Annotated in this window: 16 protein-coding genes; 6 read left to right on the top strand and 10 right to left on the bottom strand. The window is 71.8% G+C overall.

Going from position 1 to position 17,275, the window contains the following annotated elements:
• Window positions 1-2: 2 nt before the first annotated feature.
• The 3 genes from AC1DP1_RS17895 to AC1DP1_RS17885 all read right to left on the bottom strand — a co-directional run bounded on the left by AC1DP1_RS17895 (window position 3) and on the right by AC1DP1_RS17885 (window position 1,607).
• Entirely contained in the window at window positions 3-638 is a 636-nt protein-coding gene (locus AC1DP1_RS17895; RefSeq protein WP_477507979.1) for a VldE C-terminal domain-containing protein, read from the bottom strand.
• Between the two features lie 87 nt (window positions 639-725).
• A complete protein-coding gene (locus tag AC1DP1_RS17890; RefSeq protein WP_477507978.1) occupies window positions 726-1,091 on the bottom strand; it encodes a thiol-disulfide oxidoreductase DCC family protein in 366 nt (121 codons plus the stop codon).
• 21 nt (window positions 1,092-1,112) lie between these two features.
• Complete coding sequence (locus tag AC1DP1_RS17885) at window positions 1,113-1,607, bottom strand: GNAT family N-acetyltransferase (protein ID WP_477507977.1); 495 nt, start codon at window positions 1,605-1,607, stop codon at window positions 1,113-1,115.
• Window positions 1,608-1,712: 105 nt separating this feature from the next.
• Between AC1DP1_RS17885 and serC the strand changes: the two genes are divergently transcribed.
• Window positions 1,713-2,849, top strand: a complete 1,137-nt coding sequence (serC, locus tag AC1DP1_RS17880) for a phosphoserine transaminase (RefSeq protein WP_477507976.1) — start codon at window positions 1,713-1,715, stop codon at window positions 2,847-2,849.
• An 8-nt stretch (window positions 2,850-2,857) separates the two neighbouring features.
• Here serC and AC1DP1_RS17875 read toward each other — a convergent pair whose 3' ends face one another.
• The 4 genes from AC1DP1_RS17875 to AC1DP1_RS17860 are packed head-to-tail and all read right to left on the bottom strand — an operon-like array spanning window position 2,858 to window position 6,698.
• On the bottom strand, window positions 2,858-3,853 hold the full coding sequence (locus AC1DP1_RS17875; protein WP_477507975.1) for a DNA topoisomerase IB: 996 nt from the start codon (window positions 3,851-3,853) through the stop codon (window positions 2,858-2,860).
• Window positions 3,854-3,888: 35 nt separating this feature from the next.
• A complete protein-coding gene (locus tag AC1DP1_RS17870) occupies window positions 3,889-4,401 on the bottom strand; it encodes an O-acetyl-ADP-ribose deacetylase (protein ID WP_477507974.1) in 513 nt (170 codons plus the stop codon).
• A 3-nt stretch (window positions 4,402-4,404) separates the two neighbouring features.
• Window positions 4,405-5,820: a protealysin inhibitor emfourin gene (locus AC1DP1_RS17865; protein ID WP_477507973.1), complete on the bottom strand. Its 1,416-nt coding sequence runs from the start codon at window positions 5,818-5,820 to the stop codon at window positions 4,405-4,407.
• Window positions 5,821-5,864: 44 nt separating this feature from the next.
• Window positions 5,865-6,698, bottom strand: a complete 834-nt coding sequence (locus AC1DP1_RS17860) for a hypothetical protein (RefSeq protein ID WP_477507972.1) — start codon at window positions 6,696-6,698, stop codon at window positions 5,865-5,867.
• A gap of 285 nt (window positions 6,699-6,983) precedes the next feature.
• On the opposite strand from AC1DP1_RS17860, the gene typA reads away from it, so the two are divergent.
• Window positions 6,984-8,876, top strand: a complete 1,893-nt coding sequence (gene typA / locus AC1DP1_RS17855; RefSeq protein ID WP_457190913.1) for a translational GTPase TypA — start codon at window positions 6,984-6,986, stop codon at window positions 8,874-8,876.
• A gap of 7 nt (window positions 8,877-8,883) precedes the next feature.
• Complete coding sequence (locus AC1DP1_RS17850; protein WP_457190911.1) at window positions 8,884-9,537, top strand: hypothetical protein; 654 nt, start codon at window positions 8,884-8,886, stop codon at window positions 9,535-9,537.
• A 17-nt stretch (window positions 9,538-9,554) separates the two neighbouring features.
• Here AC1DP1_RS17850 and AC1DP1_RS17845 read toward each other — a convergent pair whose 3' ends face one another.
• Together AC1DP1_RS17845 and AC1DP1_RS17840 are read right to left on the bottom strand one after the other, a co-directional pair.
• Window positions 9,555-12,764, bottom strand: a complete 3,210-nt coding sequence (locus tag AC1DP1_RS17845) for a reprolysin-like metallopeptidase (protein WP_477507971.1) — start codon at window positions 12,762-12,764, stop codon at window positions 9,555-9,557.
• A 79-nt stretch (window positions 12,765-12,843) separates the two neighbouring features.
• The gene (locus AC1DP1_RS17840) at window positions 12,844-14,196 is read right to left on the bottom strand and encodes an MFS transporter (protein ID WP_477507970.1); all 1,353 of its coding nucleotides are present in this window, start codon (window positions 14,194-14,196) and stop codon (window positions 12,844-12,846) included.
• A gap of 94 nt (window positions 14,197-14,290) precedes the next feature.
• On the opposite strand from AC1DP1_RS17840, the gene AC1DP1_RS17835 reads away from it, so the two are divergent.
• From AC1DP1_RS17835 to AC1DP1_RS17825, 3 genes are read left to right on the top strand one after another with little or no spacing between them, the layout of a single operon-like run.
• Window positions 14,291-14,785 (top strand): DUF1707 SHOCT-like domain-containing protein, encoded by a 495-nt coding sequence (locus tag AC1DP1_RS17835; protein ID WP_477507969.1) that lies wholly within the window; start codon window positions 14,291-14,293, stop codon window positions 14,783-14,785.
• 42 nt (window positions 14,786-14,827) lie between these two features.
• A complete protein-coding gene (locus AC1DP1_RS17830) occupies window positions 14,828-15,988 on the top strand; it encodes an acyl-CoA dehydrogenase family protein (RefSeq protein WP_477507968.1) in 1,161 nt (386 codons plus the stop codon).
• 57 nt (window positions 15,989-16,045) lie between these two features.
• Window positions 16,046-16,570 (top strand): type 1 glutamine amidotransferase domain-containing protein, encoded by a 525-nt coding sequence (locus AC1DP1_RS17825; RefSeq protein WP_477507967.1) that lies wholly within the window; start codon window positions 16,046-16,048, stop codon window positions 16,568-16,570.
• A 3-nt stretch (window positions 16,571-16,573) separates the two neighbouring features.
• Here AC1DP1_RS17825 and AC1DP1_RS17820 read toward each other — a convergent pair whose 3' ends face one another.
• The gene (locus AC1DP1_RS17820; protein WP_477507966.1) at window positions 16,574-17,257 is read right to left on the bottom strand and encodes a dihydrofolate reductase family protein; all 684 of its coding nucleotides are present in this window, start codon (window positions 17,255-17,257) and stop codon (window positions 16,574-16,576) included.
• Between the last annotated feature and the right edge of the window lie 18 nt (window positions 17,258-17,275).

Here is a 17,275-nt window from a genome sequence, read left to right as displayed (position 1 = left end):
CGTCAGACGGGTGGCTCCTGGGCGTAGTACCAGGACGTGATGCCCTTCGCGCCCTGCCGGGTCAGCGAGACGTGCAGGTGGTCGCGGTGCCGCAGCGTCGGCGAGCAGGTACGACGGTTGCGGCAGCCGGAGCTCAGGTAGCGCTTCTCGACGAACCCGTCGTAGGACGCCCACATCCGGTCGTTCCAGATGATGTACATGATCCCCATCCGGCGCGCGAGCGCGTGCGGCTGGCCGGTGTCGTCGGGGGCGAGGACCTCGTCGAGCAGGGCGGCGGCGAGCGCGGCGTCGGCGGGATCGGTCGCGTCGAGGAGCCAGTCGAAGGCCCGCGACTCCTTGTGCTCGCTGCGGCTCGAACCCGCGCACGACCGGCTGATCGGGCCGTATCCCCCGCCGCGTGCGACGAGCCAGTCGGCCAGCATCAGCACGCCCGGCTTGGGCGTGCGTCGGCAGGACGTCTGCGGCTGGTAACCGGCGTACGGCTCCATCGGCATGAGGAACGGCGCCGACGCCGTGACGGTCCCGCGGCGGCTGCTGCTCCCGTCGGCCGAGGCGGCGGTGAGGCTGCCCGCGAGCAGCGCGAGGAGCAGGGTGCAGATCCCCGCGACGAGTGCGGCAGCGCGCAGTGACGCTCGCATCGAGTCGTCCCACCTTCCCCTGAGATCACATGTGGCACAGGGACCGTAAGCGGCCCCACGAGCCACCGTCAGGGGATCGTCAGAACATCACTGCTGTAGTTCGCAGGCGGCCGTCCCGCCGGGCAGGCGGTGCCGGTTGGCGGCCACCCAGGCGTAGGTGCRCCGGGCGATCGGGTCGACCGGACGGGACTCGATCAGCCGTCCGACGACCCGCCAGGGCAGCGGCCCGGTGCGGAGGATCGAGGCGAAGGCCCGGTGGCCGTAGTCGACCCGGCCGTCGGGGTGGACGTAGGGCATCTCGACGACCGCGCGCACCGGGTCGACGCCCAGCGCCTCGAGTTCGGCAGCCTGGACGGTCGAGCTGTCGACGTCGACCCCGAGCCTCGGCACCAAGCGGGCGGTGCGCATGCAGAAGCCGCAGTCGGCGTCGTTCAGCATCAGTCCGCGGGTCACGCGGGCAAGGCTACGTCGACGTCAGACGCGGCGGGCGAAGCAGCGGCTGAGGTCGGAGTCGCTGTAGTAGCCGAAGCCCGGGATCGGTTCGTAGCCCGACGACAGGTAGAGCTCGATGGCCTCCGGCTGCTTCATGCCGGTCTCGAGGACCAGCGCCTGGATGCCGGCGTCCGCCGCCGTCGCCTCGAGGTGGGCGAGCATCCGGCGGGCCACCCCGCGCCGCTGCGCCGCGGGGACGACGTACATCCGCTTGACCTCGGCGGTGACGTCGGCGCCGAGCGCGGTGACCGACGACCGTCGCCATGCGCCCGTCGCCACCGGGGCGCCGTCGAGGTAGCCGACGAAGAACTGCCCGAGCGGGTCCTCGAAGTCGCGTGGGTCGACCGGCGACTCGTCGCGCCCGCCGTAGCGGGCGACGTACTCCTCCTGGACGGCCTCGACCAGCAGCTGGGCGTCGGGGTGCGTTATCGGGAGTCGCTCGATGCGCGGTGCAGCGACGGACGGGCGGTCAGGCACGCGTGAAATCCCCCGATGTGAGATGCGGTCGAGCAGGTGACAGGATAGGACCCGCTGACAGCGTCGTCAGGACCCACCGTTCCGCATCCCACGTGAGGCCATTCGATGACCGACGCCCAGTCCGACCACACGCTGAAGATCCCCGCGGACCTTCTTCCCGCCGACGGCCGCTTCGGCGCTGGTCCGTCCAAGATCCAGACCAGCCACCTCGACGCGCTCGCCGCGACCGGCTCGACGCTGATGGGCACGTCCCACCGGCAGGCCCCGGTGAAGAAGACGGTCGGCCGGGTCCGTGAGGGTCTGGCAGCACTGTTCGACCTGCCCGACGGCTACGAGGTGGTGCTCGGCAACGGCGGCGCGACCGCCTTCTGGGACATCGCCTGCTTCGGCCTCATCCGCGAGAAGAGCCAGCACCTGTCGTTCGGTGAGTTCTCCTCCAAGTTCGCCACGTCGGCCAGGAAGGCGCCGTGGCTCGCGGACCCGACGGTCATCACCAGCGAGCCGGGCTCGCGTCCCGACGCGGTCGCCGAGGACGGCGTCGACGCCTACGCGTGGGCGCACAACGAGACCTCGACCGCGGTCATGGCGCCGGTGCTCCGCCCCGCCGGCGTGGCCGACGACGCGCTCGTGCTGGTCGACGCCACCTCCGGTGCCGGCGGCCTGCCCGTCGACCTCGACCAGGTCGACGCCTACTACTTCGCCCCGCAGAAGTCCTTCGCCTCCGACGGCGGCCTCTGGATCGCCCTGATGTCGCCGCGGGCGCTGGCGCGTGCCGAGGAGATCGCGGCGAGCGACCGCTACATCCCGCCCTTCTTCGACCTGCCGACCGCGATCGACAACTCCTCGAAGAACCAGACCTACAACACCCCGTCGGTGGCCACCCTCTTCCTGATGGCCGAGCAGCTCGACTGGATGAACAGCCAGGGCGGGCTCAAGGGCATGGTCGAGCGCACGACCGCAAGCTCGGACGCGCTCTACGGCTGGGCGGAGCGCACCTCGTACACGACGCCGTACGTCGCCGAGCCGGCCGACCGGTCGCTCGTGATCGGCACCATCGACTTCGACGACTCGATCGACGCCGCCGCGATCGCCGCCACCCTGCGGGCCAACGGCATCGTCGACACCGAGCCCTACCGCAAGCTCGGCCGCAACCAGCTGCGGATCGCGATGTACCCCGCGATCGACCCGGCGGACGTCGAGAAGCTCACCGCCGCGATCGACCACGTCGTCGCCAACAGCTGACCGGTCGCTCAGGCTGCCAGCAGCTTGAGCACGGCGCGCTCGAGTGCCGCCTGCCGGGCGTCGTCCGTGTCGTACTTCCCGCGGACCTTGACCGTGCGGCCGCGCTCGTAGGCCTCGACGACCCGGGGGTCGACGTAGGCCGTGCGGGCCAGGGTGGGCGTGTTGCCGAGGAACTCCGAGACCTCCTTCATCGCGCCGGAGACCGCGCGCTTGCGCGAGGCCTTCGTCTGCCCCGGCTCGTCGGTCTCGGCCAGCGCGGACGCGGCGATCACCGTGGCGTGCCAGGTGCGGAAGTCCTTGGCGGTGGCGTCGATGCCGAAGCAGGTGCGAATGTAGTCGTTGACGTCGGAGGACGAGAGGTCCTTCCAGTGCCGGCCGTCCTTCCACGCGAGTAGCCTGTCGCCGCCGCCGCGCCGGCGGCGCATGACGTCGAGCGCCTCGGTCGCGGAGGGGTCGTCGATGGTGATGTCGTGCTCGATCCCGGACTTGCCGGTGAAGGTGAACCGCAGCCCGTCCTTGGTGCGCGAGACGTGCTCCCGGAGCATCGTGGTGAGGCCGAAGGAGCCGTTGGCGTCGGTGTAGACGTCGTTGCCGATCCGGAAGTAGCCGAGGTCGAGCAGGCGTACGGCGACCGCGCACGCGCGCTCCTGCGACATGCCCTCGGCGCCGATGTCGGCGAGCACCCGCTCTCGCGCCTTGGAGAGCGCCTTGCCGAACACCAGGATCCGGTCGAACTTCGCCGCGTCGCGGCTGGCGCGCCACTGGGGGTGGTACAGGTACTGGCGGCGACCGGCGTCGTCGGTGCCGACGGCCTGCAGGTGGCCGTTGGGGTGGGGCGTGATCCACACGTCCTTCCACGCCGGTGGGATCACGAGGTCCTTGCACCGCTGCACCTGGTCCGCATCGAGGCGGTTGCCGCGCTCGTCGAGGTAGGTGAAGCCCGAGCCGGACCGGCGGCGGGTCCAGCCCGGCTGGTCGGGGAACGTGCGCCTCAGTCGCGGCATGCGGTGAACCTAGCGAACGCTCCCGCCCCCCGCCGTCACCCTGAGGGAGGTCTGCTCGAGAGGGCTGCCGCGATCTCGTCGAACGCCTGCCGGCCGAACGCCACCAACCGCGCCTCCTCCACCGATGTCGGCGTCGCTTGCAGCGTGTCGATCGCCGCTGCGATCGCGTCGTCCTTGGGCCAGCCGTAGATGCCTGCGCTCACGAGGGGGAACGCCACCGTGCGGGCGCCGAGCTCGTCGGCCACCACGAGCGCTCCGGAGTAGCACGACTCCAGCAGCGACCGGTCGCGCTCGCCGCGGTTCCAGTTGGGCCCGACCACGTGGATCACCCACCGGGCCGGCATCCGGCCGGCGGTGGTCCACCCGGCGGCCCCGGTGGCGAGCCCGTCGGGGAAGCGTCGTCGGCAGTCCTCGAGCACCTCGGGACCGCCGGCCGCGTGGATCGCGCCGTCGACCCCGCCCCCGCCGCGCATCCGGCGGTTGGCGGCATTGACCACGGCGTCGACGTCCTGCGTGGTGATGTCGCCCTCGACGACCGTGACCTCCACGGGTCAGGCCTCCCAGCCGGAGGTCGAGCCCGTCGCCGGGTCGGGGCGCAGGATCCGCCGCGCCAGCTCGGCCTGGCTGGCCGTCAGCAGGTGCTCGGGCACCCGCACCGGGTCACCGTCGTCGACGGTGAAGGTGTAGACGAACATGTCTGGCCGGGGCGGACGGTCCGAGGTCGCTGACGCCAGCACCGCCTCCGTCACCAGCTGCCCGAGGCCCGGGTCGTCGACCTGGCCGAGGTCGACCTCGGCGGTCTCGGTGCGGCCGGCGAAGCCGCCGCTGCGCTCCACGCGCAGCCGGCCGCCCGGCTGCGGCGACGGGGGCTGGGGCTGGGGCGACGGGGGCTGGGGCTGGGGCTGGGGCGACGGCGCCGACGGGGGCGATGGGGGCTGGTCGATCTCCCCTGCCGCGGCGTCGATCTCGACACCGACCTCGGCCCACGCGCCCTGGACGGCTTCGGCGTGGTCGCCGGCGGCTGCGACGGTGGCCGCCGCGAAGGTGGCGAAGGTGGCGCCCGAGGGCACGTCGCCGCCCACCAGGGCGTCGTACCAGACCCGGCCGGCACCGGAGATCGACGTGCCACCGATGGCGACCGCCGCGAGCTGGAACGCCTTGTTGGGGATGCCGGAGTTGAGGTGGACGCCGCCGTTGTCGGCGGTGGTCTCGACGTAGTCGTCCATGTGGCCGACCTGCGGGTCGGCGCCGATCTCGGGGTCGTCGTAGGCGGTGCCGGGCGCGGCCATGTCGCGCAGGGCGCGGGCATTGATGGACGGCGTGAAGATGCCCTGCCCGATGAGCCAGTCGCCCTCGCCGGCGTCCTGGCCGAGGAGCCGCTGCTTGAGGCAGGAGGCGAACGCGTCGGCGACCGACTCGTTGAGCGCGCCGGACTGGCCCCGGTAGGTGAGGTCGGCCGTGTGCTCGACGACCCCGTGGGAGAACTCGTGGGCCAGGACGTCGACCGGCTTGGTGAACCGCTCGAAGACGCGGCCGTCGCCGTCACCGAAGACGAGCTGGGTGCCGTCCCAGAAGGCGTTGTTGTAGCGCGAGCCGTAGTGGACGGTCAGGCTGACCGGGGCACCGGCGCCGTCGTAGGAGTCGCGCGCGAGGTCGTCGAGGAACATCTGGAGGGTCGCCTCGATGCCGGTCGCGGCCTCGTCCACCGCCACGTCGCCGGTCTCGGGCTCCCCGGCGCTGCGGGCGGGCGTGCCGGGCAGCGTGGTGCGCGACTCCGCGTCGTGGACCGTCCAGCCGGGCGCGGCGACCACTCCCTCGGCCGACGGGGGCGTCGGCCGAGGGGCGCGTCCCCGGAGGGCGCGCTCGCGTCGGAGCTCGTCGTCGCGAGCCGCCCGCTCGGGGCCGTCGACCCGCTCCACCAGCCATGGTGGGATGAAGGTGCAGCGGGCCGCCCGAGGTGTCGTCATGACACCTGTCTACTCCCCACCGCTGACAGCGGGAAGTGGACAGGTCAGGCGCAGGACGACGCGGTGAAGGTCAGGTCGGTGAGGAAGACGCCCTGCAGGCCGCGCGACGCGAGGGTGCCCGTCTGGTCGTTCCAGTAGGTGATCGTGTAGACGGCGCTGGCCGGCTTGTTCACGTAGCTGACGTCCACGTTGCCCTGGGCGCCGCTGACCGGGTTGTACTCGGTGTTGGTCCCCGTCGGACGCCACGGGCTGCCGGACGTCCCGGCGCCGCTCAACCCGCCGGCCCGGGTGCCGGCGGGCGCCCCGGACACCCAGATGCGGTCCTGGTACTGGCCGTTGGCCTGCGGCGGGTCCATCGAGTCGATGTCCGTCAGCTTGAACTTCAGGTTGGACACGGGCCGGTTGAACTGGAGGGTGACCTCCTGCCGGTGGCTGCTCCGCGTGCCGGAGAACGACGTCACACCCGGCTTGGCCCGCTGCATGATGGTGAGACCACGCATCGTGGTGCCACCGACCGTGCGCGGGGAGAGCGCGAAGTTGGAGTAGGTGCCGTCGGTCGTCGCCGTGCTGCCCGCCTCCATGTCGCCGAAGAAGCGGCTCGTCACGCTCAGGGTCAACGCCGCGCTCCCGACGGTTCCCGCTCCGGCGGCGCTCACCAGGCCGGCGACGGCGGTCCGCGACTGGGCGTTGTAGTGCGACGCCCACCTGACCTGGTAGTTGGCGTCAGCGCAGGCGACCGGCGACGACGCAGCGGCGTACGCCGGGACGGCCACGACGACGGACACCGCGGGTGCGGTCCAGGCGGCGGCGCGGAGCACGGTGCGACGGCTCGGGACGTACGAATCGGGTGTGGCAGGTCGTGAAGACGTGATGGTCATGCAGATCATCCCTCCCGGATGACAGTGCGACACCGGGCCCGGCCACATCCCCACGCGGCCCCTCCCGGTCTGTGGACCAGACGCTACTGACGGGTACTCCGGCCTCGAGACGGTTTGGACGTGCAGTTGCCGTCCCGTGCGCGAACTGTCTCCTCGCCGTGGCCAGCGGGCGTCGGGATTGAGTGCCTCACCGGTGCCGCCGGTAACCTTGACCAGCGATCTGTGCACTCGTGCGTTCGGCTCTCAGCCGCGTCGCCACCTCATCTCCGCCCGGAAGGCCCCTGCATGCCCACCCAGTCCCGTTCCGACCTGCGCAACGTCGCGATCGTCGCCCACGTCGACCACGGCAAGACCACGCTGGTCGACGCGATGCTCCGCCAGGCCGGCGCGTTCACCGCGCACCAGGCCGAGAGCGTGGCCGACCGCGTCATGGACTCCGGCGACCTCGAGCGCGAGAAGGGCATCACGATCCTCGCGAAGAACACCGCCGTCCACTACGCCGGTCCGGCCGGCGGCGGCCAGCCGATGGTCATCAACATCATCGACACCCCGGGTCACGCCGACTTCGGTGGCGAGGTCGAGCGCGGCCTCTCCATGGTCGACGGCATCGTGCTGCTGGTGGACGCCTCCGAGGGCCCGCTCCCCCAGACCCGCTTCGTGCTGCGCAAGGCGCTCAACGCCGACATGCCGGTGATCCTGGTCGTCAACAAGACCGACCGCAGCGACGCCCGCATCACCGAGGTCGTCGACGAGTCCTACGAGCTCTTCATGGACCTCCTCGACGAGTCGCACAGCCAGGACGCCCTCGACTTCCCGGTCGTCTACGCCTCCGGCAAGGCCGGCATCGCCTCGCTCGAGCAGCCCGAGAACGGCACGATGCCCGAGGGCACCGACCTCGAGCCGCTGTTCAAGACGATCCTCGAGACGATCCCGGCCCCGCAGTACGACGAGGGCGCGCCGCTCCAGGCCCACGTGACCAACCTCGACTCGTCGCCGTTCCTCGGCCGGCTCGCGCTCCTGCGCGTCCACCAGGGCACCCTGAAGAAGGGCCAGACCGTGGCCTGGATGCGTCGCGACGGCGAGGTCAAGAACGTCCGCATCACCGAGCTCCTCGTCACCGAGGGCCTCGAGCGCAAGCCCGGCGAGTCCGCCGGTCCCGGCGACATCGTCGCCATCGCCGGCATCCCGGAGATCACCATCGGCGAGACCCTCGCCGACGCGGAGAACCCGATCGCGCTGCCGCTCATCCACGTCGACGACCCGGCCATCTCGATGACCATCGGCACCAACACCTCGCCCATGGTCGGCAAGGTCAAGGGCGCCAAGGTCACCGCCCGCCTGGTCAAGGACCGCCTCGACTCCGAGCTCATCGGCAACGTGTCCCTGCGCGTCCTGCCGACCGAGCGACCCGACGCCTGGGAGGTCCAGGGCCGCGGCGAGCTGGCGCTGGCGATCCTCGTCGAGCAGATGCGCCGCGAGGGCTTCGAGCTCACCGTCGGCAAGCCGCAGGTCGTCACCAGGGAGGTCGACGGCAAGGTGCACGAGCCCTTCGAGCGGCTCACCATCGACGCCCCGGAGGAGTACCTCGGCACCATCACCGAGCTCCTCGCGACCCGCAAGGGCCGCATGGAGGGCATGACCAACCACGGCACCGGCTGGGTCCGCATGGACTTCGTCGTCCCCTCGCGCGGCCTGATCGGCTTCCGCACGGAGTTCCTCACCGAGACCCGCGGCACCGGCATCGCCCACCACATCTCCGAGGGCTACCACCCGTGGGCCGGCGAGATCCGCTCGCGCAACAACGGCTCGCTGGTGGCCGACCGCTCCGGTGCGGCGACGGCGTACGCCATGACGTCGCTGCAGGAGCGCGGCGTGCTCTTCGTCGAGCCCACCACCGAGGTCTACGAGGGCATGATCGTCGGCGAGAACTCCCGCGCCGACGACATGGACGTCAACATCACCAAGGAGAAGCAGCAGACCAACATCCGGTCCGCCACCTCCGACAACTTCGAGAAGCTGATCCCGCCGAAGCGGCTCTCGCTCGAGCAGTGCCTGGAGTTCTGCCGCGAGGACGAGTGCGTCGAGGTCACGCCCGAGATGGTGCGCATCCGCAAGGTCGTGCTCGACGCCAACGCCCGCGCCAAGACGGCGTCGCGGGCGCGCAAGGCCAACAAGTAGTCGCCCCGTGGCCGAGGTGCCCGACGTCCAGCCCGCGCTCGCAGCAGAGCTCGCGGGCTGGCTCGAGCACCTCGGCCTGAGCGGCCAGCTGGCCGCGGCCGGGCTGCCGACGTACGACCGCGACGGCGACGTCGTGCACTGGCGCGACCCGGCGACCGGCGAGGAGCTCGACGCCGAGCGGCTCACCGAGCTCGACCGGGCCCTCCGCTCGATGGGTGACGACCCGGCCCACGGCGTACCCGTCGAGCTGGTGCGGCTGCGACGTGACGCCGAGGTGCGGCAGTCCCTCCTCGACGGCGGCTGGCTGGACTACGCCGGCGTCGGCAGCCTGCGCGGCACCTCGGAGAACGCCGCCCGCTTCGCCCTGCACAAGGCCGCCCAGCGCCGGACCGTCCTCCTCGTCCAGCACGAGGGCGGCACGCTCGTCCCCGCCTTCCAGCTCGACGACACCGGCGAGGTGCGCGAGGAGCTGCTGGCGGTGCTGGAGCCGCTGCTCGCCGCCGGCGTCGACCCCTGGCGGGCCTGGATCTGGCTGACCACGCCGGCCGCCCTGCTTGGCGGAGCGGTGCCGCACGTGGCGGCACGCGACCCCGAGGAGCTGTCCGTCGTGCAGCACGCCGCGGTCGCCCTGGCCGAGCGGACTCGCTCGGCGCAGGGCTGACCCGGCGTCCTCCTACGTCAGCCGGTCTTCTTGGTGGTCACCACGGCGACGCCCTCGATCCGGACCGGCTTGTTCTTCGCCACGACGACGCGCAGCTTGCCCTTGCGGGCCCGGGGCAGCTCGAAGGTGCGGAGCTGGCTGAACTTCTGCTTGCCGGCGAACTTCACGACACCCAGCTTGCGCTTGCCGAGGAACACGCGCGCCGTGCCGCCGTTCTTCACCTTGCCGATGACGAGCACGATGCGCTCGGTGGTCGGCACGCGGGTGACGAGCTCGGAGCCCTTGCGCCGCGAGGTGATGTAGTCGCCGAACATGGCCCGCTTGTCCTTCTTGCGGTTCCAGGTGCCCTTCCTCGCGAAGGTGCTCTCGTCGCGGGGCACCGTGAACGAGACGGTCGCGGGAGTCGGGTCGGCGACACCGGCGGCGTTGACCGCGGCGACCCCGAACGTGTGCGTGCCGGCCCGGAAGCGGCTGGTCACGCCGAAGGCGTCGCACGGCAGCATCTCCTCGTCGACCGTGCACCTGAAGGTCGCGGGCGCGACGCTCGAGGAGTATCTGAACTTCTGTCGACGCTCCAGCACGATCGACTCGTCCGCGGGTCCGGACGTGATCGTCGTGTCGGGGGCCGGCGTGGCCTTCAGCGCGAACTCGGCGGCGTTGACGGCGAAGAAGTAGTTGTCGACCGCCTCGACCTTGATGCGCACCTTGGCCGCGTCGACGTTGGGCATGACCACCGTCTCGGACCCGTCGTTGGGCGTGCTCGCGGTGAGCACCGTGCCGAACGTCGAGCCGCCGTCGGTGGAGAGCGAGATCTTCACGCTCTTCGCCAGCCGGTCGGTGCCCTTGACGTCCCAGGTGACCGGGACGGACGAGCCGCCGGCCACGGTCGAGCCTGCGGCGGCCTGCGACGTGACGAGGAACGGGCCGGCGCTCGGGTCGACCGTCAGGGCCACCTCGTCGTGGGCGAATCCGCCGCCGTTGGGGAAGAGGTCGCGCGCGGTGAGGCGGAAGCGCATGACCCGGTCGTCGGCCTCGAAGCTGCCGAGGTAGTCGGGCGTCGGCAGGAACTCCGAGTAGCAGTCGAGGAACTTGTCCGGCATCTGGAACCGCTCCGGCGGCACGGTCACCGGCGGGGTCGGGCAGGTGCCGGTGGCTGCGTTGGTGTTGCCGATCAGGACCTGGGCCATGTCCGGGAACACCCGCGTCGGGTTGCCGTCGGCCAGGTTCTCACCCGGCGAAGGCGACTTCAGCGAGTCCTCGTAGCTGACCACGGCGTCGTCGCCGAACACCCGGAACAACGGTCCGTAGACCTTCGTGTTGTCCGCAAGGCGGGTGCCGTCCTCGTCGCCGAAGTTGGTCTGCTCCCAGAGGTAGACGAGGTCGTCCCCATTCGGGTCGGTGGCCGAGCCGGTCAGCGCGAACGGCGTGCGGACCGGGATCGTCTTGGGGTCGGGTGCGTCCACGGCGGGCGCCGCGTTGTCAGCGACCTGCCCCGGTCCGGTGTCGGGCAGCACGATGCCGTCGTTGGTGGCGGGCCCGCCCTGGGCGGTCTCCCCGGTGAAGCCGGTCACCCCCGTGCTCGACGCATCCACGGCCACCAGCTCCGTCACGTCGACGTCCGAGCCGTCGGCCCCGACCACCGTGGCCTCGTCGTTGAAGATGATCTGGAAGCCGGTCTCGTCGGGCTCCGTGGGGGGCACGTAGTTGACCTCGTAGGAGTTGAACTCGTCGTAGCCCCACTGCGCGATGGAGACGTCGCTGCCGGTGACCGCCTCCACGGCAGCCTCGACGGTCGCAGCGTCGTAGTCGGCGAACGGGATCGACGCGGTGGTGCCGTCGAAGGACAGCACCAGGGTGTCGCCGGGGCCGAAGTCGCTGAGCGAGACAGTCTGCACCTCGATGTTGGGATAGGTCCCGGCGCGGTAGGCGTCGACCTCGTCGATCGTGCGGAACGAGAAATAGGGGTCGGTGTGGGGCTGCAGGTTGTCCTGCCGGCAGATGCCGGCGTAGGCCATCACCGACGAGCCGGAGCCCGGCTCGACCGAGGCCTCGGAGATGTTGCCGCCACAGGCGCCGAGGGCGCCGTTGAAGGTGTGGTTGCCGGCGAACTGGTGACCGATCTCGTGGGCGACGTAGTCGATGGCGAAGAAGTCACCCTTCGGCTCCGGAAGACCGGTGCAGCCGCCTCCCTTGTAGTCGCCGCCGACCACGCCGAGGTAGGCGATGCCGCCGCCGTCGACGCCGAGCGCGATGTGACCGACGTCGTAGTTCGACGCGCCGATGAGTTGACCGAGCACGGTGCGGTTCTTGCCCAGCGTCGAGACGCCGCAGTAGTCGAGCTCGCCGTCGGTGTCGTCACCCGGCGCCGGGGTGCCGTTGTCGTCGTAGGGCTCGAAGCACGGTGAGGCGCCGCACGGCCCGTCGGGCCCGGTGGCCTCGGCGTCCGTGTCCAGGTTGAGCTTCTCGGTGTCGTTGACCAGGCGCAGCTCGGTGGCGAGGTCGTCGTTGTAGATCTGGTTGACGCGGTTGATCAGAGTCACCTTCTCGGCCAGCACGTTGGCGGTGCCGAAGTAGGCGGCGTAGGACGGGTCGGACGTCAGCGCCAGGCGGTAGTAGTGGCGCTGGACGGCCTGCCCGGGCTCGGTCGACCGCTCGGCCGCGGAGACAGTCTCGCGGATCGCCTGCACCTCGCCCTCGGCACGCCGCTGGTCGGCTGTCGGCAGGTCGACCGAGCGGTAGCTGAGGTGCGCGGTCGTGCCGGGGCGGTTGTAGGCGGGGTCGACGTACCAGTCGCTCCGGCCGCCGGGCGTGCGCACGAAGGCGTGGAAGCCCATCTGGGTGATGTCGAGGGCGATGGAGGCACGCGGGTCGGTGACGCCGACGCCCGACCAGGTGGCGATCTCGGAGTGGGCCGCGGCGAGCTCGGACTCCATCCGCTGCGTGCGCTCGACGCGGAACGACTGGGACCTGCCGTCCGGTCCGGGGATCTCCACGACCGCGGAGCCGCCAGTCCGGGGAAGCTCACCTCGCAGGGCGCCGAGGTCGACGCGCGTGGCGGCGTACTCCTTGGGCTCGACGCGGACCTTCGCGCCGGCCGGCTCGAAGCCGCGGAGGGGTGCGAAGGCCTGGTCGTCGGGGGCGGCCGCGACCGGAGCGATCGAGCTCAGTGCACCTGCTCCCACGACGAGGGCCAGACAAGCGGCAAGACGGCGAGAGCGAGATGGCACACGAGCTCCTTCGAAGGCGGAACTCGCAGCCTAGGTAGGCGCACTGACACGCGCCATACCTCTTTGGTAGCGAAAGCCGTCAGGCGTCGACCGGCTCGGCGCGCAGCGTCGGGGCCAGCACGACGAGCCCGAGCAGCGGGAGGGCAGCGAGCACGAGCAGCGCCGCGGGCATCCCCAGCGGCCCGCTGAGGCCGGCCACCACGGCCGAGCCGACGCTTCCGCCGATCAGGAACAGCAGCGTCGAGACGCCCATCGCCACACCTCGTACGTCGTCGTGCACGGCGTCACCGACCACGGCGCTCAGGGCCGGCTGGCCGAGGCCGAAGGCGAAGGTCACCAGGATGATGCCGGCGACCAGCACGGGCGCGCTCGCCCAGAGGGCGCCGACGGTGGCGACCAGCAGCGCCGCCGAGGCAGCCAGCCCGGCGACCGCCAGGGACCGGCTCGGCCCGACGCGGGTCAGCATCGGCCCCGCGACCTGCGGCACGAGCAGTGCGACCGCGGCGCTCGGGACCATGGCGAGGCCGACCTGCCACGCCTCCCAACCCTCGGCCAGCAGCACCGCGGGCAGCGCGATGAGCATCGCGAACCACGCCGCCGGGACCGCCGACGCGGCGACGGCGCTGCGCACGACGGTCGCGTTGCGGATCACCTCGACCGGCAGGAAGCCGTCGGGGCGACGTCGTACGCTCGCGCGGACCGCCGGCACGCCCAGCACGAGCAGGCTCGCGCCGATCGCGGCGACCAGCAGCCCGGCCGAGGGCGACTGCACGAGCAGCACCATGCCGGACGCGGTCAGGGCGACCACGATCGCGCCGACGACGTCGAGGCGGGCCCCGCTGCCGCCCGTGGGCAGCGCGCGCCACAGCAGCGGCACGACCAGCGCTCCGAGGATCGGCAGCGCCATGACGGCGCGCCAGCCCCACACCGCCTCGACGAGGCCGCCGATCAGCGGGCCGAGGCAGCTGACGGCGGCCGCGACGCCGGCGAGGCGGCCGAAGGCGAAGCCACGGACCTCGCCGGAGTACTTGGCGGACAGGATGGTGACGCCGAGGGTCGGCACGGCGGCAGCGCCCGCGCCCTGCAGCATGCGCGCACCCAGCAGCACCTCGAAGGTCGGTGCGAGCGCCGCGACCAGCGCGCCCACCGACATCAGCACGAGCCCGGCGAGCAGTGGGGCGCGGACGCCGATCAGGTCGGAGATCCGCCCGTAGAGCGCCGTGGTGACGGCCAGCATCAGGACGTAGAGGCTGATCGCCCAGGCGGCCAGACCGGCGCTCACCCCGAGGTCCTCGGCGAGGAGCGCGAGCGCCACGGCGGCGCTCGAGGAGCCCATCCCGGCGAGGCCGAAGAGGAGGCCCAGGAGCATCGAGACCCGCCTGGAGTCGTCCGGGGCGTCGGTGCGGCTGGTGGCCGGGCTCGGTGTCGTCATCGACGTGGGACAACAGCGAGCGCGCCTGCGCCATTCCCCGCGGATCCGCCGAACACGGCCTCGCGCCCCGCACTGGCGCCGTACCCTGTGGCGCATGAGCATGCCGTACGACGCCCCCTCGGGACCGGGCGACCCCGGGCCTGACGAGGCCTACCGACGGTGGCGGCTCCTCCAGGAGCAGGCCGACGCCCAGCACGACGCGCTGCTCGTCTCCGACGCCGAGCGCGACGGGGTGTGCCGGCGGCTGTCCGCCGCCTTCAGCGAAGGTCGCATCACCTCGCCGGAGCTCGACGACCGCACGTCGCGTGCCCTCGCCGCGCGCACCTACGGCGACCTCGAGGACGTGATGGCCGGGCTGGAGCCGCCCGCCACGACGTCGTACCGCCCCGTGGTGCCGGGCTATCCGCTGCCCCAGCGGAGCGTCCTTCCGCGGCTCGTCTTCTGGCTGGTCGGGCTGGTCACCGCTCCCTTCATCCTCGTCGGCACCCTGCTCACGTTCTCCGGTGAGTCGGTCTTCGGCGTGGTCCTGCTCCTGCTGTTCCTGCCCGGGCTGATCGCGCTCTACCGGTGGGCCCACCCGCGCACCTGACCGATCGGTCGGTCTCGCTCCGTCGCGGGTAACGTGCGTGACATGACCGCTCGCCGCCAGCTGCCCACCGACGAGGCCCGCGACCTTCTCGCCCTCACCCGCGAGATCGCGACCAAGGAGCTCGCGCCGCGGTCGGCGGAGGCGGAGGCCACCGAGACCTTCCCGCGCGACGTCTTCCGCATGCTCGGCCAGGCCGGCCTGCTGTCACTGCCCTACCCGGAGGAGCACGGCGGCGGCGAGCAGCCCTACGAGGTCTACCTGCAGGCCCTCGAGGAGATCGGCGCCGTGTGGTCCTCGGTCGGCGTCGGGGTCTCCGTGCACGCGCTCTCCTGCTTCGGCCTGGCCTACTACGGCACCGACGAGCAGCGCGCCGAGTGGCTGCCCGACATGCTGAGCGGCGACCTGCTCGGTGCCTACTGCCTCTCCGAGGCGCACGCCGGCTCCGACCCCGCGGCGATGCGTACGACGGCCCGCCGCGACGGCGACTCCTACGTCATCAACGGCGCGAAGGCCTGGACGACGCACGGCGGCCACGCCGACTTCTACAAGGTGATGGCCCGCACGTCCGACGACCGCAACGGGATCTCGTGCTTCCTGGTGCCGGCCTCCGCCGAGGGCCTCAGCGCCGACCCGCCGGAGCGCAAGATGGGCCTCACCGGCTCGGCCACCGCGACGATGCGCTTCGACAACGTCCGCATCGACGCCTCCCGCCGGCTCGGCGCCGAGGGCGAGGGTCTGAAGATCGCGCTCGCCGGGCTCGACTCCGGCCGCCTCGGCATCGCTGCCGTCGCGGTGGGCCTGGCCCAGGGGGCGCTCGACTCCGCCGTCGCCTACGCCCGCGAGCGCGAGACCTTCGGCACCCGGATCATCGACCACCAGGGCCTGGCGTTCGTGCTCGCCGACATGGAGGCCGCCATCGTGTCGGCCCGCGCCACGATGCTCCACGCCGCACGGCTGCGCGACGCCGGGCTGCCGTTCTCGCGCGAGGCCTCGGTCGCCAAGCTGATCGCCACCGACAACGCCATGAAGGTCACCACCGACGCCGTGCAGGTGCTCGGCGGCTACGGCTACACCCGCGACTTCCCGGTCGAGCGCTACATGCGCGAGGCCAAGGTCATGCAGATCTTCGAGGGCACCAACCAGATCCAGCGGATGGTCATCTCGCGCTCGCTCGCGAAGGACAACGCCGGGACCATCGGGTAGGTCGCTCCACCCCTTGGTGTGTTGTCGGCCCACTGTGTGCGAGCGACGGTGGAAAGCATGTCCAAGCGCATCGCATTCCTGACCGCATCCGAAGGCGTCGAGGAGGTCGAGCTCACCAAGCCCTGGCAAGCAGCGGTCGACGCCGGCCACACCGCCGAGCTGCTCTCCACCGACGAGGGCGAGGTGCAGCTGTTCGAGCACCTCGACAAGTCCAGCACCCAGCGGATCGACCGACGGGTGTCCGACGTCGCCGTCGCCGACTACGACGCCCTCGTCCTGCCCGGTGGCGTCGCCAACCCCGACGCCCTCCGCATGGACGAGGAGGCGGTCGCGTTCATCCGTGACTTCGTCGACTCCGGCAAGCCCGTCGCCGCCATCTGCCACGCCCCCTGGACCCTCGTCGAGGCCGACCGCGTGAAGGGCAAGCGCCTCGCCAGCTGGCCGAGCCTGCAGACCGACATCCGCAACGGCGGCGGCGAGTGGGTCGACGAGGAGGTCGTCGTCGACGGCAACCTCATCACCAGCCGCAACCCCGACGACATCCCGGCCTTCTCGAAGGCCCTGCTCGACGCTCTGGGCTGAGGCTCACTCCACCAGCCAGCGCCCCAGCAACGTCCCGTCCTGCTCCAGCAGCAGGGCGGGACGCAGCGTCACGTCGACCTCGGCGCCCGTGGCGATGCGTACGGCGCCGCCGCCCGTCAGCCTCGGCACGAGGGTCCAGCACAGCTCGTCGACGACGCCCGCCGCGAGCATGTCGGCGAACAGCGACGGCCCGCCCTCGCACAGCTGCTCGGTCCACCCGCGCTCGGCCAGCGCGGCCTTGAGCGCGACGAGGTCGATCTGGTCCTCGCCGAGGACGAGCACGTTGTCCTCACCCAGGCTCGCGCGCGCCTCCGCCAGCCCGTCCGAGGTCGCGACCGTCGCCATCAGCACCCGCCCGGGCGGCGCCTCGGCGAGCGTCGGCGGGACGTCGGCGGACCGGCTGACCACGACGATCGGCACCCGCGGGACGTCGTACTCCTCCTCGCGGATCGTGCCCGCCCCGACCACCAGGCAGTGCGCGCGCCGCCGGAGCGTGTCGAAGACCCGCTTGTCGGCATCGTTGTTGATCGTGCCGCTGAGCCCGTCCGACCCGGTCGCCGCACCGTCGACGGTGCTGACGAAGTTGACCCGCAGCCACGGCTCGCGCTCCGGCGTGTACGCCGCCGCGAGCTCGTCGTCGGACAGGTCGGCGAGGTGCTGCAGCCGCAGCTCGAGGGGGTCGCTCACGGCCTTCATCCTGCCGCC

It is taken from the genome of Nocardioides sp. P4_G10, assembly GCF_056401175.1.
This window is presented reverse-complemented; position numbering and strand designations above follow the sequence as displayed.